20 protein-coding genes are annotated in these 20,586 nt (G+C 44.7%); 19 read left to right on the top strand and 1 reads right to left on the bottom strand.

Going from position 1 to position 20,586, the window contains the following annotated elements; translation table 11 throughout:
- The 4 genes from BUB35_RS14200 to BUB35_RS14180 form a co-directional block, all read left to right on the top strand.
- Positions 1-290: integrase core domain-containing protein (locus BUB35_RS14200; RefSeq protein WP_072852823.1), on the top strand; the 290-nt coding region annotated here is incomplete at its 5' end.
- A 125-nt stretch (positions 291-415) separates the two neighbouring features.
- Positions 416-556: a six-cysteine ranthipeptide SCIFF gene (gene scfA / locus BUB35_RS14195; RefSeq protein WP_072852821.1), complete on the top strand. Its 141-nt coding sequence runs from the start codon at positions 416-418 to the stop codon at positions 554-556.
- A gap of 105 nt (positions 557-661) precedes the next feature.
- On the top strand, positions 662-2,038 hold the full coding sequence (gene scfB, locus BUB35_RS14190; protein ID WP_072852819.1) for a thioether cross-link-forming SCIFF peptide maturase: 1,377 nt from the start codon (positions 662-664) through the stop codon (positions 2,036-2,038).
- Between the two features lie 217 nt (positions 2,039-2,255).
- Positions 2,256-3,710, top strand: coding sequence for a stalk domain-containing protein (locus BUB35_RS14180; RefSeq protein ID WP_072852815.1), 1,455 nt, complete (start codon positions 2,256-2,258; stop codon positions 3,708-3,710).
- A 128-nt stretch (positions 3,711-3,838) separates the two neighbouring features.
- Here BUB35_RS14180 and BUB35_RS19095 read toward each other — a convergent pair whose 3' ends face one another.
- Entirely contained in the window at positions 3,839-4,012 is a 174-nt protein-coding gene (locus tag BUB35_RS19095; RefSeq protein ID WP_159432899.1) for a hypothetical protein, read from the bottom strand.
- Between the two features lie 209 nt (positions 4,013-4,221).
- On the opposite strand from BUB35_RS19095, the gene BUB35_RS14175 reads away from it, so the two are divergent.
- From BUB35_RS14175 to tnpA, 15 genes are all read left to right on the top strand, one after another.
- Positions 4,222-5,802, top strand: coding sequence for a S1C family serine protease (locus BUB35_RS14175; RefSeq protein WP_072852812.1), 1,581 nt, complete (start codon positions 4,222-4,224; stop codon positions 5,800-5,802).
- A gap of 192 nt (positions 5,803-5,994) precedes the next feature.
- Positions 5,995-7,695 (top strand): biotin/lipoyl attachment domain-containing protein, encoded by a 1,701-nt coding sequence (locus tag BUB35_RS14170; protein WP_072852810.1) that lies wholly within the window; start codon positions 5,995-5,997, stop codon positions 7,693-7,695.
- 19 nt (positions 7,696-7,714) lie between these two features.
- Positions 7,715-8,419 carry a YggS family pyridoxal phosphate-dependent enzyme gene (locus BUB35_RS14165; RefSeq protein WP_072852808.1) on the top strand — a complete coding sequence of 235 codons (705 nt, stop codon included), beginning with the start codon at positions 7,715-7,717 and terminating at the stop codon, positions 8,417-8,419.
- A 30-nt stretch (positions 8,420-8,449) separates the two neighbouring features.
- Positions 8,450-8,974 carry a cell division protein SepF gene (locus BUB35_RS14160; protein WP_072852806.1) on the top strand — a complete coding sequence of 175 codons (525 nt, stop codon included), beginning with the start codon at positions 8,450-8,452 and terminating at the stop codon, positions 8,972-8,974.
- A 15-nt stretch (positions 8,975-8,989) separates the two neighbouring features.
- Positions 8,990-9,280 carry a YggT family protein gene (locus BUB35_RS14155; RefSeq protein WP_072852805.1) on the top strand — a complete coding sequence of 97 codons (291 nt, stop codon included), beginning with the start codon at positions 8,990-8,992 and terminating at the stop codon, positions 9,278-9,280.
- Between the two features lie 19 nt (positions 9,281-9,299).
- Complete coding sequence (locus tag BUB35_RS14150; protein WP_072852804.1) at positions 9,300-10,088, top strand: YlmH family RNA-binding protein; 789 nt, start codon at positions 9,300-9,302, stop codon at positions 10,086-10,088.
- A gap of 12 nt (positions 10,089-10,100) precedes the next feature.
- Positions 10,101-10,610 carry a DivIVA domain-containing protein gene (locus BUB35_RS14145; protein ID WP_072852803.1) on the top strand — a complete coding sequence of 170 codons (510 nt, stop codon included), beginning with the start codon at positions 10,101-10,103 and terminating at the stop codon, positions 10,608-10,610.
- Between the two features lie 122 nt (positions 10,611-10,732).
- The gene (gene lspA / locus BUB35_RS14140) at positions 10,733-11,221 is read left to right on the top strand and encodes a signal peptidase II (protein WP_072852802.1); all 489 of its coding nucleotides are present in this window, start codon (positions 10,733-10,735) and stop codon (positions 11,219-11,221) included.
- Positions 11,221-12,135 carry an RluA family pseudouridine synthase gene (locus BUB35_RS14135; RefSeq protein WP_096348635.1) on the top strand — a complete coding sequence of 305 codons (915 nt, stop codon included), beginning with the start codon at positions 11,221-11,223 and terminating at the stop codon, positions 12,133-12,135. Before lspA ends, BUB35_RS14135 begins: the two co-directional genes overlap by 1 nt.
- A gap of 15 nt (positions 12,136-12,150) precedes the next feature.
- Complete coding sequence (locus BUB35_RS14130) at positions 12,151-13,080, top strand: aspartate carbamoyltransferase catalytic subunit (RefSeq protein ID WP_072852800.1); 930 nt, start codon at positions 12,151-12,153, stop codon at positions 13,078-13,080.
- Positions 13,077-14,348, top strand: coding sequence for a dihydroorotase (locus BUB35_RS14125; protein WP_072852799.1), 1,272 nt, complete (start codon positions 13,077-13,079; stop codon positions 14,346-14,348). Before BUB35_RS14130 ends, BUB35_RS14125 begins: the two co-directional genes overlap by 4 nt.
- Before the next feature lie 36 nt (positions 14,349-14,384).
- Positions 14,385-17,954 carry a chromosome segregation protein SMC gene (gene smc / locus BUB35_RS14120; RefSeq protein ID WP_072852798.1) on the top strand — a complete coding sequence of 1,190 codons (3,570 nt, stop codon included), beginning with the start codon at positions 14,385-14,387 and terminating at the stop codon, positions 17,952-17,954.
- A gap of 599 nt (positions 17,955-18,553) precedes the next feature.
- A complete protein-coding gene (ftsY, locus tag BUB35_RS20155; protein WP_334292969.1) occupies positions 18,554-19,483 on the top strand; it encodes a signal recognition particle-docking protein FtsY in 930 nt (309 codons plus the stop codon).
- 14 nt (positions 19,484-19,497) lie between these two features.
- Positions 19,498-20,265: a suppressor of fused domain protein gene (locus BUB35_RS14110; protein WP_072852795.1), complete on the top strand. Its 768-nt coding sequence runs from the start codon at positions 19,498-19,500 to the stop codon at positions 20,263-20,265.
- 168 nt (positions 20,266-20,433) lie between these two features.
- The coding region (tnpA, locus tag BUB35_RS14105) for an IS200/IS605 family transposase (RefSeq protein ID WP_143185458.1) at positions 20,434-20,586 on the top strand (153 nt) is incomplete at its 3' end.

The raw sequence follows: 20,586 nt of genomic DNA, 5'->3' as shown, positions 1-20,586 counted from the left end.
GACAGGTGACCTTAACAGCTTTTCAGCGAACTCTAAAGGAGCATGGAATCCGTCATAAACTGATCCGTCCTTTCACACCCCGTCATAACGGGAAAGTGGAACGCAGCCACCGGAAGGATAACGAGCGGTTTTATGCCACCCATACCTTTTATTCCTTTGAGGACTTTTCCAGGCAGCTCCAAGTCTATAACCGTAGGGACTATAATCTGTTCCCTATGAGACCTCTGGGTTGGAAATCCCCACAGACTGTCCTGAAGGAATTTATTAAGGAGGGTGTAACATATGTTTGACAAACCCACAAGGAATGATGTGACATTTTTTGGTTCAAACTTGAAACACGACATTTTTTGTGATAGAATACGAACAGGTATGTCTTAAAGGAAAAGACGTCCGTAAAAGCAAAGGGGTGATATACATGAAACACATTCAGACATTGAATACCCGTGATCTGGCTGCAAGTGTTAAACACGGCGGCTGTGGCGAATGCCAGACATCCTGTCAGTCTGCTTGCAAAACTTCTTGTGGTGTTGCAAACCAGCAGTGCGAAAACAAATAAGAAGCGACAGGATAAGTCGCTGCCCGTTTCGGGCGGCGACTTTTTACGCATAATCCCGAAGATGGCTTCGGATCAAATAGTATATAAAATAGAAAGAGGATTTTTATGATTCATCAGTACAAGTTAAACGGTTACAACATTGTGCTGGACGTTTACAGCGGCTCCGTGCATGTTGTGGATGATGTGGCATACGACATCATCGGTATGTATGAAGGACATACAAAAGAAGAAATCACAAAGGAGATTCTGGAAAAATACGCAGATAATCCAGAAGTAACAGCCGAAGAAATCGCGGATATTCTGGAAGGGGTAGAAGAACTGAAGAAAACAGGCAAACTCTTTACAGAAGATCTGTACGCAGACATTGCGGCAAATTTCAAAATGAAGAACAACGACATTAAAGCACTGTGCCTCCATGTGGCACATACCTGCAATCTGACATGTGATTACTGTTTCGCAAGTCAGGGCAAATATCAGGGGGAACGTGCTCTCATGAGTTTTGAAGTGGGCAAACAGGCTCTGGATTTCCTCATTGCCAACTCTGGCAGCAGAAGAAATCTGGAAGTGGACTTTTTCGGCGGCGAACCCCTCATGGACTGGGATGTGGTGAAACAGCTGGTAAATTATGCCCGCAGTGTGGAAAAAGAACACAACAAAAACTTCCGTTTCACACTGACTACCAACGGTCTGCTGGTTGATGATGATGTCATCGAATTTGCAAACAAAGAAATGCATAACGTGGTACTGAGTCTGGACGGCAGAAAAGAAGTTCATGATAGACTGCGCCGCACTGTTGGCGGTCACGGCAGCTATGATGTAATCGTGCCTAAGTTCCAGAAATTCGTTCAGAGCAGAAACAACACTGGCTACTATGTACGTGGTACTTACACACATGACAACATTGATTTCACAAAAGATATTTTCCATATGGCAGACTTAGGCTTCACAGAACTGTCCATGGAACCCGTTGTTTGTGATCCCAAGGAACCTTACGCACTGACAGAAGCAGATCTGCCTGTACTTTTTGAACAGTATGAAATTCTGGCAAAAGATATGCTCCGCAGAGAAAAAGAAGGTAAGCCCATCACTTTCTATCATTACATGATCGACCTGACAGGCGGTCCTTGTGTATATAAACGTGTAACCGGCTGTGGCAGTGGTACAGAATACATGGCTGTTACTCCTTGGGGCGAACTGTTCCCTTGCCATCAGTTCGTAGGTGACCCTGCTTATAGTCTGGGGGATATCTGGAAAGGCGTTACCCATCCAGAAGTGCAGGATAAATTCCGTAAATGCAATGCTTATGCACGCCCCGACTGTAAAGACTGCTGGGCAAAACTGTACTGTTCCGGTGGCTGTGCTGCAAATGCTTACCATGCAACAGGGGATATTGCAGGCGTATATGAATATGGCTGCCAGTTGTTCCGTAAACGTATGGAATGCGCCATCATGATTCAGGTAGCAAAACAGGTACAGGAATAATTTTCTGAAAATCATGAGCTGGAAATTTTTGAGCGATCGAAAATTTCCAGCTTTTTTTACAGAAAAAACAGACTGTATGTTCTTATATGCAAAGTCAACAAAAAGAACATATGTTTTTATAATGCACTTGCACAAAAAAGAAAAGAATCCTGAAAGTACATTGAAGCATATTGCAAAGTGTGATATAATCTGACAAAGCACCGAAGGAGGGGATAGGATGAAAAAGAAGATTGGACTGCTTTTAGTGGCGGCTTTGTTGATTTCTGTGCCAAACTGTACCAATGCGGATGGAGCCACGAAAGTTGAAATCAATGGAAAACAAGTGGTATATACAAAAGAAGCAGGCGCGCCTTTTGTCGATGATACTGGGAGAACACAAGTTCCTTTTAGGCAAACTATGGAAACGTATGGTTGCACAGTTTCCTGGGATGGAACCGAACAGATGGCAATTGCCCAAAAAGATGGTATTACGGTGGAAGTACCCATTGGACAGCCTTATATTTATCGCAATGGGACGAAAGTGGAAAATGATACTGCTGCATTGATACAGGATGGCAGAACATATCTGCCCATTCGTGTGGTGCTGGAAAGTTTTGGTGCCAAAGTTCAGTGGAATGGGGATACCAATACGGTTGTTGTGACTTCTGGTGGACAAACAACAGGAAATGGGGACATTCAAGTACATTTTCTGGATGTTGGTCAGGGGGACGCAGCACTCATCAACGACGGCGAGTTTGAAATCCTCATTGATGCAGGGGTATCTGCAGAAGGGACAAAGGTTGTGCAGTATCTTTCAGACTATGTAGATGGCGATCTGGATGTGGTTGTTGCCAGTCATGAAGATGCTGACCATATTGGCGGTTTGCCTGCGGTGTTTGATGCGTACACCATAGAAGAAGTGGTGGATAACGGCAGAACCAGCAGCACAAAGACATATCAAACCTACCATAATAAAGTACAGGCAGAAGGCGCAGACTATGCTGCGGATACAGCGGCACAGAATATCACACTGCCTAGTGGAGCGACACTGGAATTTTTGCCCATTACAGATGTTTATGATAACGCCAACGATAACAGCGTTGTAACCATGCTTACCTATGGCGATGTGGAAGTATTATTTACAGGAGATTTGTCATCAGATGTGGCAGATGCCAACAGCAGCCTGTTTTCTGATGTGGATGTGCTGAAAGCAGGGCATCATGGTTCCAGAACTTCTGTCAGCAGTCAGTTCCTTCAGACTACAAAACCGGAATATGTAGTCATTTCCGCAGGACTTGATAATTCCTATGGTCATCCTCATAAAGAAGCGCTGTCTGCTTATCTGGATACAGGCGCAGATGTTTATGGAACATTCCGTTCAGGTGATATTGTTATGACCACAGACGGACAGCAGATTTCTTTCGATACAACGGAAAAACTGACACTTTCTGATGTGGGTGCAAAATCTAACGGAACAACTCCAGTGCAGAAACCGGTTACACAACCGGAACAGCCCTCAAAGCCAGTGGCAGAAACAACAGTCACTTATGTTGGGAATAAAAACTCCAAAATATTCCATCGTGCTTCATGCTCTTCTGTTTCTCGAATGAAAGACAGCAATAAGGTGTCTTTGAACAGCCGGGATGCGGCCATTTCTCAGGGGTACCGTCCCTGCGAGAATTGCCAGCCTTAATAGATGTATAGAAAAAGCAGTATATTATTGTTTTATATGAATAAAGATAGCCAGAATCCTTAAAGTAAAGGGTTCTGGCTATCTTATTTTTTATCAGGATTTGAAAAGATTGTTTTCGTTTTATCCTTTTAATTGCCTTTGCTGCTCAAAGGATTGCTGCGTTCTTCCCAAAAGATGTTGTTGTCCGGTTCTGCTTTGCCGCTGTCGCTGTAATGGGCATTTTGGCGGATTTGATATAAGTCATTGCCGGAAACGGTGTCTTTAGGTGTTTTTTTGTGTTGTTGATACTTCTTTTTAGTCATTTTATATCACCTCTTTCTATATTGTTTGTTATGGTACCTTATTTTATAAAGGAAAGTATTTGGAATTTTTCAGCAAAAAAAGAACATAAAATGTTTAAGCTTTGTTTATGTCATGTTCATATTTTGTTCAAAATAGTAGAATATACTAATTACAACAAAGAAAATAAAGAAAGCAAAAAGCAATTCAGATATAACAGGAGGAATGAGATATGTATAATCCAAATGAAGATAAAAGGGAAAACGAAAACAACATGGAGCCAATCCATGGACACGTAGAAAATGAACACGAAGAAAAAGTGCTCAACGAAAATGAATACAGCGAAAATACATCCAATGCATATGAATCCAAAGATATGGAACAGAATGCAGCAGAAGATGCAAAAGCAGAAGAAGTAAAAAGTGAACAGTCCCAGCAGACATATCACAGTGAAACATTGCGGGACTACACACCGGAAGATGCACAGCCCATGTGTTTTGAATCTGAAACAACAGAAAAAGCAGAGAAAGCAGAAAACACAGAACATGTTCACCAGGAATTTACAGAAGAAGACACAGCGGAACATTCTGAACATGCGGCTGGTCCCAGAGAAGAACGCAGAAAACAGGAAAAAAATAAAAATTGCTATGCGGAACATGTGAAAAAACATAGCAAGAAAAGAAACAGTGGCTGGGCAAAACTCATTGCGGGCTGTCTGATTATTGGTTTGGCAGGCGGTACCGGTATTGGCGCAGGTTATGGCGTAGTTGAACAGCATTATCAAAATGCAGGCGGCAGTACAGTAACATCATCTGGCACCATGAATGTGGAAAAGACAGCAACAGGAACAGGGATGTCCACCATTGATGTGGTACGTGCGGTAAAACCCTCCGTTGTAAGTATCACCACAAAAATTGAAGGCGTAACGTCTTATTATGGTGCTTTCAGTGTGCCTTATGAAGGCGAAGGTGCAGGCAGCGGCGTTATCTTCTATTCCGATGATGATAAAATTGCCATCGTAACAAACAACCACGTTATTGAAGACGCTACAGAAGTATATGCTACCATCAATGACACAACTAGTGTACAGGCAAAAGTCGTTGGTACAAAGAGCGATTCCGACCTGGCTGTACTGACGATCTCTTGGGATGATCTGAGAGCAGCCGATATTGATGAAGTAACTGTTGCAACATTCGGCGATTCTGATAAATTGGAAGTCGGTGAAAGCGTTATTGCCATTGGGAATGCAATGGGTCTGGGACTTTCTGCAACAGATGGTATTGTCAGTGTGAAAAATCAGACCATCAGTGTGGATAACAACACATTGAATGTAATTCAGACAAGTGCAGCTATCAACAGTGGTAACAGTGGCGGTGCTCTGGTAAACAGCCGTGGTGAAGTAGTCGGCATCAATACAGCAAAATACAACTCCTCTATGGCAGAAGGTATGGGCTACGCAATTCCAAGCAATGAGGTTATCTCTGTCGCACAGGATCTGCTGGAAGATGGTACCGTAACAACACCTTATATTGGTATCATGGGCACAAGCATTACCTCTGAAAATGCTTCTTTGTATAAACTGCCTGTAGGTGCGCTGATTGTAGAAGTAACAGAAGGTGGTCCTGCGGCACAGGCTGGTATCCAGGCAGGGGATATCATTACAGAATTTAACGGAAAAACTGTCATGGATATGGATTCTTTATCCGAACTGGTGAAAGAAACAGAGATTGGTCAGACCGTTTCCGTTCACATCATTCGTAACGGAGAAAAAGGTATGGATTTACAGCTGACCATCCAAGACAAAAACGCATAAAGCTATCAGGAGCTTTTTATATAGATAAAAGGGCAGATGCAGAAAACATCTGCCCTTTGTGGTTTTATGAAAAACGGCGGAATTTTTATAAAAATAAAAGACAGAAAATGGGTACTGCCCTTTACCCGAGAGACAAAATGTATTATAATAAAACGATGCAGTAGAGTAAAAAACAAAAAAAGGAGGATACCAATGCAAAAAGGCTCCTCGGGAAATAAAACCAGAAAAAAGAAAAAGCGTCCCAATGGACCACCGCAAGGACGAAGCCAAAGGGATAATGTATATGAGTTAAACCGCATCCGGCAAAAGCGGGAAAATGAAAATCGTTATTATGGACGAACACAGCCCCAGCCGGTACCGCGGGTGCATCAAAGACCTGTGCAGCCCAAAAAGGCGCAGCATAGAACCGCACAGCCGAAAAAACCATCTAAAGCAACAGTGAAGCGCCGCAGAAATTATGCGGGACGTATTTTGCCACTGTTTGTCTTTGGTGTGATTTCTTTGTACTTAGTGGCACAGCTGATGATGATGGCAGTCAAAAAGCCGGAAACCAATGTGGAAACAGTGACTTATGGCACCATTGACACACCGGTGAGCAGACAGGGCATCATTGTGCGGGATGAATACGTGGTCAAGAGTGACCGTGCAGGAACGCCATTTTATGAATATTCGGAAGGAGATTATGTTTCCAAATCCGCTGTGGTATGTCAGGTAAAAGACACTGCGTCTACAGATGTGCTGGAAGAAAAACTCCAATCCATTGATAAAGATATTCTGGAAACACAGAAAAGCCGCAGTGATTTGTCAGCTTTTTCTGAGGATATTACGCGCATAGAAAATAATATGGCAAATACAGTGGAAATGTTTGGCAGCAGATCCATGAAAACAGATGCTTCCTATTTATATTCTATGCGGACACAGCTTGACAGCTATATGCTCCAGCGAAATGAAATCTGGCTGTCAGAAGATGTGGAAAGTCTTTCTCAGCTCAGCGAAGAACGCAGTTCTTATGAACAGCAGCTTTCTCAGAGTATGAGTTCTGTAACGGCACCGGAAAGCGGCGTTGTGGCGTTCAGCTATGACGGTCTGGAAGAAACACTGACACCGGATGCTTTGGATGAAATTACCGTTGGTCAGCTCAGCGGCAGTGAAAAAATGACTTATATTTCCAAAGTCAATAACGTAGAAGAGGGAGATCCGCTGTTCCGTATTGTCAGAAGCAATCAGTGGTATATCGTATCCAATTTCCCGGCTAACGAAGTGCTGGATTGGGAAGTTGGCAGTACCAAAAAGCTGAATCTGATTGGTGAGGATACAACAACGGCAGTATCTGCAACCATTCGTTCCATTACACCGGGTGAAACGGAAACGAAGGTTGTATTCTCTTGCTTTACATATATGGATGAATTTATGGACAGCCGTACCATTTCTTTCAGTTTGGAAAGTGAAACAGTGGAAGGGCTGAAGATTCCAAATAACGCTATCGTTGAAAAATCTCTGCTGAAAATCCCTCTGGATTGCCTGACAGAAAGCGGAGGCAATCAGGGCGTATTGTTGGTCAATGGAGATAATTCCAAGTTTATTGCAACGACCATCATCAGCAGTGATGATTCTTATGCATATCTGGCGCAGTCTGACCAGACGCTGAAGCTGGGAGATGTGATTTTGCAGGGAACTGGAGAAAATGCTGGACAATATACTGTGGCAGAAGTGGAAACCATGCCTGGTGTATATGTGGCAAACAGTTCCATGGCAAAATTTGTGCCCATCACCATTCTGGAACAGAATCAGGAATATGCTATCGTAAAATCCAACAGCAGTTATGGTCTTCAAGTATATGATACCATCGTATCTGATGCGAAAAATATTACAGAAGGACAATCCATTTATTGATAAAAAGGAGATGCACAAAATGGGAACCATACAGCAAAACATTGCAGAAGTTGAAAAACGGGTGGCTGATGCTGCTGCCCGTGCAGGCAGAAAACCAGAAGATGTTCTTCTGCTGGCTGTCAGCAAGACAAAGCCGGTGGAAGTTATCAAAGAAGCTGTTGCCTGCGGATTGACTTCTCTTGGCGAAAATAAAGTACAAGAGATCATGGAGAAATATGAACCTATGGGTCCAGATGTTCATTGGCATTTAATTGGACATTTGCAGACAAATAAGGTAAAATATATCATTGACAAGGTAGACATGATTCATTCTGTAGAAAGTCTGCGTTTGGCAGAAGAAATCAATAAGCGTGCAGCAGCCAAAGATCTTGTGATGGATGTTCTGGTGGAAGTCAATATGGCTGATGAAGAAAGCAAATTTGGCGTAAAACCGGAAGAAGTAGAGGCGTTTTTGCACGATCTGTCACAGCTTCCCAACATTCGTGTCAGAGGGTTAATGACGGTAGCGCCTTTTGTAGAAAATCCTGAAGAAAATAGGGTATATTTCCGTAAAATGCGAGAATTACTGGTTGACATGAACGGCAAAAAAATTGATAATATAAACATGGATACGCTTTCCATGGGGATGACAGGTGACTATGAAGTAGCCATTGAAGAGGGTGCAACCATTGTCAGAGTGGGCACCGGTATTTTTGGCGAAAGATTCTACCCCAATAAGGCTTAAGCAAGAAAAGAAATCTAGGAGGATAAGAAAGTGGCAAAGTTTATTAATAAAATGAAAGATTTGATGTTTGGTGAATACGAAGACGATGAAGATTACTATGAAGATGATTATGAATATGAAGCTCCTGCCAGAGAGGCAGCTCCTGTAAGCAGCAGCTATGGTCTTCGTGACGTCAGCCGCGAATCCGATTACAGCACCACATCTGCGCCTCGCAAAACAACAAGAAACAATCCGCAGGTTTACAGCATCAACACAAACGTTCAGATGCAGGTAGTGATTATCAAACCGGAATGTTATGAGGATGCACAGGAAATTTGTGATCAGATTAAGACCAAAAAACCTGTTGTGGTAAATCTGGAAAAAGTAGAATACCCTGTTGCACAGAGAATCATGGACTTCTTGAGCGGTACCTGCTATTCTCTGGAAGGTTCTATTCAGCGTGTAGCAAATAACATTTTTGTCATTGCTCCTGAAAATGTAGATATCAGCGGCGATTTCAAGGAAGAACTGAAAACAAAAGGTGTCATTCTTCCCTGGATGAGCAATGGCAGATAAGGAAGGAAGAATCATTTGACGAGTTTACAAGTATTGTTTATACAAGCCATTGATGTTTTTTTCAATGTCATTGAATGGCTGATTTTTATTCGGATTTTATTATCCTGGATTCCCATGTTTGGATATAACAATCCCTTGGGACGCCTCATTTACAATCTGACAGAACCCATTTTGGGACCTTGTCGCAGTATGTTGGAAAAATCTCCATTGGGCGGCGGCATGATGCTGGACTTTTCTCCCATCATCGCACTGATTCTGATGGTGCTGGTAAAACAGTTGTTGATGGGTCTGGTGCTTCTGTTCTGATCGGGACGAGGTGACGGATGTGAATAAACAAGCATTATTACAAGGAATGACACAGCCTGAGGAAAGACTTTTGTTTGCGAAAGTGCTGGATCAGGCTGCTTTCAGTTATAAGCGCCATACACCGGCGTTTACGGATTTCCTGGATATGGCAAAAAGTGGAAAGTTTCTGGAAAAACTCCGTTCTCTTTCAGACTTAAATGTGGTTGCCTTTGGCGGCACAGAAGACTGTGAGCGGCGCATGCTGGGTTTTGCACCGGATTATATGGAGTTGGAAGGAAAAGATTTTCCCATTTGTGCCCTGCGTATCACAAAGCATAAAAAATTCGGTCAGACAGACCTGAGCCATCGGGATTATCTGGGCTCTATTTTAGGTCTTGGCATCGACCGGGGAAAGGTTGGGGATATTCTTGTATCCGAAGAACAGACCATTTGCTTTGTATCAGAGGAAATCGCCGACTATATTCTGGTGAATCTGGAAAAGGTATCTCGCACCCCAGTGCAGGTGGAAAAAACAGATTTGTCGGAAATTGAGGCAAAAAAAGAAATTGAAGTTCGCAGGCTGACAGTGGCTTCTGTGCGGCTGGATGCCGTGGCAGGAAGTGTGCTCCATCTTTCTAGGGGGAAGGTGCAGGCACTCATCGCTGGGGAAAAAGCCAATGTGAACTGGAATGTGACAACAAATCCTTCTCTTTTGTTAAAGGAAGGGGATATGGTTTCTGTTCGGGGATTTGGGCGGTTCCGCCTGCTTTCCATCGGCGGAAAAAACAAAAAGGACAGAACCGGCATAGAGGTAGGCGTATATATTTAAGGAGGTTTTTTTGTGGTTACACCCAATGATATTGCAACAAAGGATTTCAAAAAAGTAGCTGTTGGCTATTCTCCCGAAGAAGTAGATACCTTTTTGGACGATATTTACGAAGATTACGAAAAACTGTATAACGAAAGTATGCAGTCCAAAACAAAAACAGAAGTGGTTCAGGAAGATACAGATCGCCTGCGTAATCTGGAAAAAACACTGGAACGCACATTGAGCCTGGCAGAAGCTGCTGCGGAAGAAACCAAAGAAGCTGCTAAGGCGGAAGCGGAACAGATCATTGATAAAGCAAAGCTGGAACGTGTTGAAATCCTCTCTGCTGCAAGAACAAAGGTGTACGAACTGGAACAGGAGATTGCTGCACTGCAGAATCGTTATGAACTCATGCGTGCCCGCGTGAAACTGCTGCTGTATGCAGAAATCGAACTGTTGGATAAAAACGAAATCCTGGCAGAAAAAGATGCTGCCAAAGCAGCTGATAAAGAAGCTGCACACAAAGAAGCAACTCATAAATAAGTATGGAATGAAAACGGCTGTAACGAGGTGCCTGCGATGCGGGTGCCTTGCTGCGGCTGCTTTTGTTATGTAGAAATGAAAAAAACGGGAACATTTTTCCCGGAAAGGCAGGAAGATTTGAAATGTGGATCATAGCTATCATTGCAGCGGCGGTATTGGTGGGGATCGACCAGCTGACGAAATATCTGGCTTTGGTGAACCTGAAGCCCATCGGCTCTACCACTGTGGTGGATGGATTTCTGGATCTGACCTTTGTGGAAAACCGAGGGGTAGCCTTTGGTATGTTTTCCGGTAAGAAATGGTTTATTCTGCTGCTGACACTTTGTATTGTGGCTTTTCTGGTTTATTATTTTGTGAAAATGCCCCGCACCAAAGAATATCAGTGGGTACGCTGTGCCATGGTGCTGGTTTTGGCTGGTGCTGTAGGCAATATGATTGACCGTGTATGCCGTGGATATGTGGTTGACTTTTTTGAATTTACATTCTTCAGCTGGCCCGTATTTAACGTAGCTGATATTTATGTTGTGGTGGGTGTCATTGTTCTGGCAGCACTCATTTTATTTGTCATCAAAGAAGAACCCAAGTTAGAAAAGAAAAAGGACGAGAAATGATGGAATATTTTACATTTGCGGCAGAAAAAGAAGACGTTGGCACCAGATTGGATGTGTTTCTGGCAGAAAATATGGAAGACCTTTCCCGCAGCGCGGTACAGAAACTGGTGGAAGGGGGACACATTCAGCTCAATGGCGGCAGCGTGAAATCCAATTATAAACTGCGTGAAAAAGACGTCATTGATGTGGAAGTGCCGGAAGCAAAAGAAATTGAAATCTTGCCAGAGGATATTCCTCTGGATATTCTGTATGAAGATGCGGATGTGATTGTGGTGAATAAACCTCAGGGGATGGTTGTTCATCCTGCACCGGGGCATTATACAGGCACATTGGTCAATGCTTTGATGTATCACTGCGGCAGCGAACTTTCCGGCATCAATGGGGAAAAACGCCCCGGCATTGTGCACCGCATCGACAGAGATACTTCTGGGGTATTGATGGTGGCAAAGAATAATGCTGCTCATCAGGCTTTGGCAGCGCAGTTGGCAGAGCACAGCATCACAAGAAAATATAACGCCATTGTATTCAATGGTTTTAAAGAAGATGAGGGCACTGTTGATCAGCCCATCGGCAGAAATCCTCAGGATCGCAAAAAAATGGCAGTGACCCAGAAGCATAGCCGCCATGCGGTGACCCATTATCGGGTATTGCAGCGGATGGCACACTTTACCCTCATCGAAGCACAGCTGGAAACAGGCAGAACCCATCAGATTCGTGTACATATGACATATATCGGACATCCCTTGCTGGGGGATCTGGTGTATGGACCTAAGAAACAGCCCTTTGCTTTGCAGGGACAGGTATTGCATGCAAGGGTGCTGGGATTTGTGCATCCCACAACAGGAGAGTACATGGAATTTGAGGCGCCCCTTCCAGAATATTTTCAGAAATTGATGGAACGTTTGGAGGGCTGACAGGAGGCGAAACAAATGGCATTACATCGGAAAGACTTTTTCGGACTGCGGGATTTAACGGCAGATGATATCCGGTATATCCTCAGTACAGCAGAAACCATGAAATATATTTTGAACCAGAAGAATAAGAAGGCACCCCATTTGCAGGGGAAGTCTGTCATCATTTTGTTCTATGAACAGAGTGCCCGTGCGAAGCTGTCCTATGAACTGGCGGCACAGCATTTGAGCGCCAATGTGGTAGATATGACCAATTCCGCCCATTCCATGGAACGGGAAAGTTTGCAGGATATGGGTCAGCTGGTAGACCAGATGGGTGCAGACTTTATCATTCTGCGTCATCCCATGGCAGGGGCAGCCCGCTTGCTGGCAGAGTGCGTTGAGGCATCTGTTATCAATGCTGGGGATGGTTACAACGAAAATCCGGGACAGTCTTTGCTGGATTTACTGACCATCAAAGAACGCAAAGGCAGTTTTGAAGGTCTGAAAGTTGCTATTATTGGGGATTTGCTTCATAGTCGTGTGGCAAAAAGCAATATCTGGGGATTGACAAAGTTGGGAGCTGAAGTCTGTGTATCCGGTCCACCGACGCTTCTTTTGCCAGGTATCGAAAAATTCGGTGTGCAGGTGCATTATGATGTGCGGGAAGCTGTGAATCAGGCAGATGTTATCCTGACAACCCGTATGCGTATGGAAGCTCAGGACAAAACATTCCTGCCTTCTCTGGATGAATATAAACGGTTTTTCCGTATTGACCATAATTTGCTGCGTTATGCCAAAGAAGATGCCATTGTCATGCATCCCGGTCCCATTCAGCGTGGCATTGAGATTTCTGACGGTGTCATCGACAGCCCTCAGTGCATCATCAATGACCAGATTGCCAACAGCGTAGCGGTGCGTATGGCAATGTTCTATATTCTGTCACAGATGGGAGGCGCTCTGGCATGAAAACCATTCTGAAAAACTGTAAACTCATTACACCGCCTTATTCCGAAGAAAAACTGTATGATATTTTCATTGAAGGTGGTCTCATTGCGGATATTGGCGAGAATCTTCATGTAGAAGACGCAAGAGAATTGGATTTGGACGGTCATGTGGTATTGCCCGGTTTTATTGATATGCATTGCAATATCTGTGAGCCTGGGTTTGAAAATATCGAAGATATTTCCACCGTTTCCCGCAGTGCGGCAAGAGGCGGCTTTACATCCATCACCTGTGAACCCAATACAAAGCCAGTGATTGATAATAAAACCGTTGTGGAATATATCATTTCCAAATCCAAAGCACAGGCGTCTGTGAATATTTATCCTTATGGCAGTATGTCCATGGGATGTCAAGGAACAGCCATTGCGGAAATCGGTGAAATGTATGAAGCTGGCGTGGTTGCCATTTCAGATGGCGACGAATTTATTGATAGTGCGGCACTGATGCGGAACGTTATGCGTTACAGCCGTATGTTTGACTTGCCTATTATGACCCATTGTGAAGACCGGAGCCTTTCTGGCAAAGGTGTTATGAACGAAGGCTATACAGCAAGTTGTCTGGGCTTGTCCGGTATGCCCAGAGAAGCAGAAGAACTTCAGGTGGCAAGAAATATTTTGCTGGCAGAGATTACCGGTGCCAGATTGCATATTGCCCATGTGAGCACAGGCGGTTCTGTGCGCATGGTAAGAGACGCGAAAAAACGTGGTTTGCAGGTGACTTGTGAAACATGCCCTCATTATTTTGCGCTGACAGAAGAAGCTGTGGAAGATTACAATACTTTCGCGAAAGTCAATCCGCCTTTGAGAACACAAGAGGATGTGGAAGCCATTCTGGAAGGCATTGCTGATGGTACCATTGATGCCATTGCTTCTGGACACAGCCCCACAAGCCGTACAGACAAAGACAAAGAATTCGGCAATGCGGCATACGGCATTTCTGCGCTGGAAACAGCTTTTCCCATCAGTTTTACAAAACTGGTGGAAACGGGTATCATTTCTCTGGCACGTCTGGTAGAATTGATGTCCAAAAAACCGGCAGAAATTTTGAAACTGGAACAGAAAGGCGAGATTGCCGTTGGCAAAGATGCCGATTTGATTGTTATTGAAACAAAAGGCACCCAGATTATCGAACCGGAGCTTTTTGCGTCAAAAGCAAAATTTTCGCCTTTTGCCGGTCAGGAAGTCAAAGGCAGAGTGGTTTATACCATCGTTGGCGGAAAAATTGTATCGTAAGGCTGTTGTGAAAGAAAGCCAAAAACGAGGTGTAACATGTATTTAAAAAGATTGGATTTACAGGGTTTTAAATCTTTCCCTGAAAAAGTGAAACTGGAATTTAATCCGGGTATCACGGCAGTGGTAGGCCCTAACGGCAGCGGCAAGAGCAATGTTTCCGACGCTGTTCGTTGGGTGCTTGGAGAACAGCGTGCAAAAAGCCTCCGTGGGGATAAAATGGAGGATGTTATTTTTGCCGGTACCGAAAGCCGCAAGCCTCAAGGGTTTGCGGAAGTGACCATTGTCATTGACAATCAGGACGGACGTATGCCTGTAGAGTTTACAGAAGTGCAGGTAACTCGTCGGGTGTTTCGTTCTGGCGAAAGTGAATACCGTATCAACGGCGCTGCATGTCGTCTGAAAGATATTCAGGAACTGTTTATGGATACAGGCGTCGGCAGAGAAGGCTATTCCATCGTTGGGCAGGGCAGAATTGATGAGATTCTTAATGCCAAAGGGGAAGAACGCCGACGGATTTTCGAGGAAGCCACAGGGATTGTCAAGTATAAGACCCGTAAAATAGAAGCAACAAATAAACTGGAAAAAGAGCAGCAGAATCTGCTCCGTGTGGAAGATATCATTTCGGAGCTGGAGGGACAGCTTGCGCCGTTGGAAGAACAGAGCGAAACGGCAAGACAGTTCCTTTCTCTGCGAGAACAGCTGAAACAGGCGGAAATTGCCATGTTCTGCACAGAAGCGGAACAGATGGAGCAGGAGTTTGACCGCTTGACAGAACAGATGGCGTTGGCTGCGGAACAGCAGGCAGCAGCACAGGAAGAAGGCAATGCTGCCAAAACGCAGATTGCTGAAAAGAAACAACAGAATGAAGAAAAAAATGCTGCTTTACAGACATTGAACGATACCATTGCTCAGGTAAAGGCAGATATTGAAAAAACAGAAGGTCGTATCCGTTTGGCGGAAGAACAGAGCCAGAACGACGCTGCAAACCTGACCCGTATGGAAAAAGAAGTTGCTGCCAAAGAGAAACAGCAGGCGGAAAAACAGCAGGAAACAGAAGTTTGCCGCAGCCGTATTACAGCGCTGAAAATGACCATGGATCGGGAACAGGAACAGCTGGATACCCTAGAAGCATCTTATGAAAGCTTGAGCAGCACCTTGCAGCAGCACGAAAGTCGTGCGGAAAGCTTTAAGGATGAAATCTTTGAGCAGATTCGTATTGGGACAGAAGCAAAAGGGGAAATTGCCAAGCGAGAAGCTATGATGGAGCAGTTCTCCAGCAGAAAAGAACAGCTGGAAACAGAAATTGCCCATACCCAGAGCCGTTTGGAACATCAGGAAGTCCATCAGAAAGTGCTGGAGAAAAAAGCGCAGGAACAGCAGGAAACAGCAGAGTTTCTGGAACAGGAACTGGATGCACTGGAACAGGACAGCCGCCATGCGTCAGAAACCAAAGCTAAGGCAGAACGTGCGCTGGCACAGCAGGAAAGAGTGGTTTCTGAGAAAAAATCCCGTTTGCGACTGCTGTCTGAATTGGAGCGAGAGCATGAAGGCTTTTACAACAGCGTCAAAAGCCTCTTGAATCTGCCTGACCAGAAAGAGCGAGGTATCTGCGGTGCTGTTGGGCAGCTTTTGCAGGTGGAAGAAGCTTATGAAACCGCCATTGAAGCGGCGTTGGGCGGCGCCATGCAGAATGTTGTCACCAAGACAGAAGAAGATGCCAAAAACGCCATCCAGTATCTGAAACAGCGGCGTTTGGGTCGTGCAACCTTCTTGCCTATCACAGCGGTGAAAGGCAGAGGACTGGAAGGACGTCCTGCCATTTTGGAAGAACGGGGCGTCATTGGCACAGCAGATACGCTGGTGACCTTTGCGGAAGAATACCGCGGGATCATGACGTATCTGCTGGGAAGAATTCTCATTGTGGAAAATCTGGATGAGGCAGTCAGACTGGCAAAGAAATATCGCCATCAGTATAAGATGGTAACCCTGGAAGGGGACATCATGAACCCCGGCGGTGCTATGACTGGTGGTTCTCAGGCAAAGAAAACAACCAATATCTTTGGCAGAACCAGAGAAATCCATACCTTACAGAAAGAATTGGAAGACGCAGGCAAACAGACTGCGTCTCTGGAAGAAGCTTTGCAGCTTGCGGAAGAAGATTTGCAGGAAATCGCAGAGCAGATCATGGAAAAGAAATTGGAACTGCAAAAACTGACTGTGACCATCCAGACAGGCAAGGGCGAAATGGCGAAAATGGAAAGCGAAATTGCGGAAACCAATTCCCGTTTGAAATTGCTGGAACTGGAAGAAAGACAGCTGGCAGACCAGCTGTCAAGAGCAGAAGGGGATATTGCAAAGAGCAAAGAAACTTTGGCACAGAGTGAAGCTGCCATGGCAGAAGCAAATGAATCCTTGTCTGCTTTCCAGGAAAATCTGGCAGAGGAAAAAGAACAGCGAGATCACCTGATGGAAGAAATCACCCAGGTGAAAATTCGTATTTCCAATAGCGGACAGCAGATTTATGCCGCAGAAGAAACGGTATTACGTTTGCAGCAGGAAGCGGAAACACTGCAAAAAGAAACCCGTCAGCTGCATCAGCAAATGGAGCTTTTGCGGGAAAGTGGCGACAAACGGGGAGAAACCCAGGAAGCCCTTCACGCGGAACGAGAAAAACTGGAGCAGCAGGAAGAAACCTTGCGTCAGCAGTTGGAGGAAACCAATGCTCTCATTGCTTCCCTGACAGCAGATACGGCTGAACTGGAAGAAGCTGTGCAGACAGCAGCTGATACAGCCGCCAAGTTGGAAAACGAACTGTTCCGTATCGAAACGAAGCAGGAAAAGATCAATGAAGAAAAACAGCGCATCTTTGACCGCATGTGGGAAGAATATGAAATCACCATTGGTGCGGCAAAAGAAGCGTCGAAAGAAGAAAAACGCCCTTATGGGGAATTAAAACGCCTTTCCAAAGAATGGAAAAATGATATGCGTGCCCTTGGCAATGTCAATGTGGGCGCCATCGACCAGTATCGGGAAGTGAAAGAGCGTTTTGACTTTTTGACAAATCAAAGAGCGGATATTCTGGAAGCGGAAGAAAAACTGCGTCAGATTATCGCCGAGTTGACAGAGCTCATGGAAAAACAGTTCCGGGAACAGTTTGCCGTGATTTCCAAGAATTTCAGCGAAGTATTTCAGGAAATGTTCGGCGGCGGGAAAGCATATTTGAAACTTTCGGACGATGCCAACGCATTGGAATCTTCCATTGATATTGTGGCACAGCCGCCCGGCAAAAGCTTGCAGAATATGCAGCTCCTTTCCGGTGGGGAACGTGCGTTGACAGCAATCGCTATTTTGTTTTCCATTTTGAAAATGAAGCCGTCACCATTCTGTATTCTGGACGAAATCGAGGCGGCGCTGGACGATGCCAATGTCAGACGCTATGCCCAGTATTTGACACGGTTTTCCAAGGAAACCCAGTTTATTGTCATTACCCATCGTAAGGGTACCATGGAATATGCCGACGTCATGTACGGTGTCACCATGCAGGAAAAAGGTGTTTCAAAATTGATTTCTGTGGACTTTTCTAAGGCACAGGAAGATGTAGTTTAATTTGAGGTGAAAATATGGGATTTTTTGATTTTTTGAAGAAAAAACCGCAGGAACAGCCTGTGGTGGAGCAGACAGAAGAAAAAGACGTTGTGGAGATTGCCGGCATTGAGGTGAACACTACTCCAGAAAAAGAAGAAGACATTGTGCTTAATGTCAATGAAAATCTGGGAACTACAACCGCCATCAATCAGGCAGTCCATGAAGTCATGGACGAAGAAGAAATTGAGTTCCACGAAAAAGCCGGCGGCACACTATATCAGGAAAATGATGATATTGCCGCAGCGGAAGAAGAACCCGAAGTGGAAATCGAACTGACTACAGAAGAAACCGTTGTGCCGGAAGATGCGGAAGCCTTCACAGAAGAACTGACAGAACTGGTGGAAGAAGGTTTGGAAGCGGCAGCAGAAAGCGAAAGAGAACTGCAGGTGGAAACCGCTGAAGAAAAATTCGTGGAAGAAACGGACGCGGAAGGACAGCAGTTTGTGGAAGAACTGGCTGATTTTGTAGCAGAAGAATTGGAAGCGGAGCAGGAAGAAGCAACTGTGAAAGAAACAGCAGCAGCTGAACTTGAAGCTGTTCCCGAAGAAGCACCAGCTCCCGTGAAAGAGAAAAAAGGCTTTTTTGCCCGTCTGAAAGAAGGTTTGGATAAAACCAGAAAGAACATTCTGGGCGGCGTAGATACCGTTCTGGGCAGCTTTACCAAGATTGATGAGGATTTGTTTGAAGAACTGGAAGAAGCTCTCATTATGGCGGATATGGGTGTACAGACTACCATGGATATCGTAGAAAATCTGCGTCAGCGCGTGAAAAAAGAACGTGCCACAGACCCTGCGGTCATCAAAGATATGCTCATTGATGAGATTACAGCCATTTTGCAGGATGGGGTAGAGGAAGAAGAAAATCTGCCGTCTCCTACAGTGATGCTGGTCATCGGTGTCAATGGTGTTGGTAAGACCACAACCATCGGGAAACTTTCCCATAACTTCAAAAACGAAGGCAAGTCTGTATTGCTGGCGGCAGCAGATACATTCCGTGCAGCAGCTATTGACCAGCTGGAAGTTTGGGGACAGCGTGCTGGTATCGAAGTGATCAAACATGAAGAAAACGCAGACCCTGCGGCTGTTGTCTTTGATGCAGTCCATGCGGCAAGAAACCGCAAAACAGACCTGCTCATCTGCGATACAGCAGGACGTCTCCATAACAAAAAGAACCTCATGGAAGAACTGCGGAAAATCTCCCGTGTCATTGAACGGGAATATCCTGCGGCACATAAAGAAACTTATCTGGTGCTGGACGCTACTACCGGACAGAATGCTTTGCAGCAGGCAAAAGTATTTATGGAAGTGGCAGACATCACAGGCATCATTCTGACAAAACTAGATGGTACCGCAAAGGGTGGTATCGTTGTTGCCATTAAGAGCGAACTGAAAATTCCTGTACGCTATATCGGCGTTGGGGAAGGTATCGAAGATTTGCAGAAATTCCACGCAGAAGATTTTGCCAAAGCTTTGTTTGGTGAAGAAGCATAAGAGAGGACAGAAAAATGGAAGAAAAGAATTTGCAGAATGAAGAAACAACAGTGGTACGCCATCAGGAACCCAAAAAGAACGAAAAACAGCGTCCTGTGCATACCACACCTTATAGTCAGGAAATCCAGAAGCACATGAATAAATGCTTCCCCGGACGCACAGAACGGGTTTTCTTTGATAAACTGAACGATTACTTGCAGATAGATATTCATATTCTGGAAGCGCCTACAAAACAGGACTTCCATGTGCTTTATACCGTTGGTATGAGCGCATTGCCTATGCAGCTGCCTGATGAATTTTATCCAGATTATCAGATGCTGGAGAGGGCAGAGCTGATTGCGCTGCTGCCTTCTGGCTGGCAGCTGCCGGAGCCTGTAGAAGGGGAAACATATAACAATACTTTCTGGTGGCCTGTGGATTTGCTGCAGTATCTGGCAAGATTCCCTCATGAATACAAAAGCTGGCTGGGCTGGGGACATACCATTCCCAACTCCGATAAATATGTGTCTTATGACGAAGCAAGCACAAAATTGTGCGGTGTTATGATTTCCGCATTGAATGAAGCCATCAGTATGTTCCATGCGAAAGATGGCACCCTCATCAATCTGTATGCGCTGCTGCCTCTGTATAAGGAAGAAATCGACTTCAAACAGCAGGAAGGCGGCGAAGCACTGCTCCAGAAAATGGTGGGCATCAATGGCTTTGGTATGATTATTTTCCCTGACAGACCCAATGTATGTCTGGAAGAAGGGGAAAAAGACGAAACTGAAAAAGAATCCTAAGATATCAAAAAAACCTCCTGTGTATACAGGAGGTTTTTTATTGGTGAATCCAATAAAAACCCCCGGCTATGCCGGGGGAATCAGTGAGCTTCAGCTTCAAGCAAAAACCTCCTATGCTATAATTATCTTGAGTCCGCCAAGACACAAGAAAGCATAGGAGGTTTTTATATGAATAGTTTAGCACATACGAGTTGGGAATGTAAATATCATATTGTATTTGCACCAAAGTATAGAAGACAGGTAATATATGGAAAAATGAAAGCTGAAATAGGGAAAATTCTTAGAGAATTATGCGAAAGAAAAGGGATAGAGATCATAGCA

The organism is Anaerotignum lactatifermentans DSM 14214, assembly GCF_900142265.1.
Lineage (GTDB): Bacteria > Bacillota > Clostridia > Lachnospirales > Anaerotignaceae > Anaerotignum > Anaerotignum lactatifermentans.
The sequence above is the reverse complement of the archived record's forward strand: the minus strand, read 5'-3'. Positions and strand labels throughout refer to the sequence as shown.

What these genes read in the sequence shown, in the direction of transcription:
- smc (WP_072852798.1), top strand. Translation starts at nt 14,385, where the DNA reads ATGTATTTAAAAAGATTGGATTTACAGGGTTTTAAATCTTTCCCTGAA.
- lspA (WP_072852802.1), top strand. Translation starts at nt 10,733, where the DNA reads ATGTGGATCATAGCTATCATTGCAGCGGCGGTATTGGTGGGGATCGAC.
- BUB35_RS14175 (WP_072852812.1), top strand. Translation starts at nt 4,222, where the DNA reads ATGTATAATCCAAATGAAGATAAAAGGGAAAACGAAAACAACATGGAG.
- BUB35_RS14110 (WP_072852795.1), top strand. Translation starts at nt 19,498, where the DNA reads ATGGAAGAAAAGAATTTGCAGAATGAAGAAACAACAGTGGTACGCCAT.
- scfA (WP_072852821.1), top strand. Translation starts at nt 416, where the DNA reads ATGAAACACATTCAGACATTGAATACCCGTGATCTGGCTGCAAGTGTT.
- BUB35_RS14170 (WP_072852810.1), top strand. Translation starts at nt 5,995, where the DNA reads ATGCAAAAAGGCTCCTCGGGAAATAAAACCAGAAAAAAGAAAAAGCGT.
- BUB35_RS14180 (WP_072852815.1), top strand. Translation starts at nt 2,256, where the DNA reads ATGAAAAAGAAGATTGGACTGCTTTTAGTGGCGGCTTTGTTGATTTCT.
- BUB35_RS14125 (WP_072852799.1), top strand. Translation starts at nt 13,077, where the DNA reads ATGAAAACCATTCTGAAAAACTGTAAACTCATTACACCGCCTTATTCC.
- BUB35_RS14130 (WP_072852800.1), top strand. Translation starts at nt 12,151, where the DNA reads ATGGCATTACATCGGAAAGACTTTTTCGGACTGCGGGATTTAACGGCA.
- BUB35_RS14165 (WP_072852808.1), top strand. Translation starts at nt 7,715, where the DNA reads ATGGGAACCATACAGCAAAACATTGCAGAAGTTGAAAAACGGGTGGCT.
- BUB35_RS14135 (WP_096348635.1), top strand. Translation starts at nt 11,221, where the DNA reads ATGGAATATTTTACATTTGCGGCAGAAAAAGAAGACGTTGGCACCAGA.
- BUB35_RS19095 (WP_159432899.1), bottom strand. Translation starts at nt 4,012, where the DNA reads ATGACTAAAAAGAAGTATCAACAACACAAAAAAACACCTAAAGACACC.
- scfB (WP_072852819.1), top strand. Translation starts at nt 662, where the DNA reads ATGATTCATCAGTACAAGTTAAACGGTTACAACATTGTGCTGGACGTT.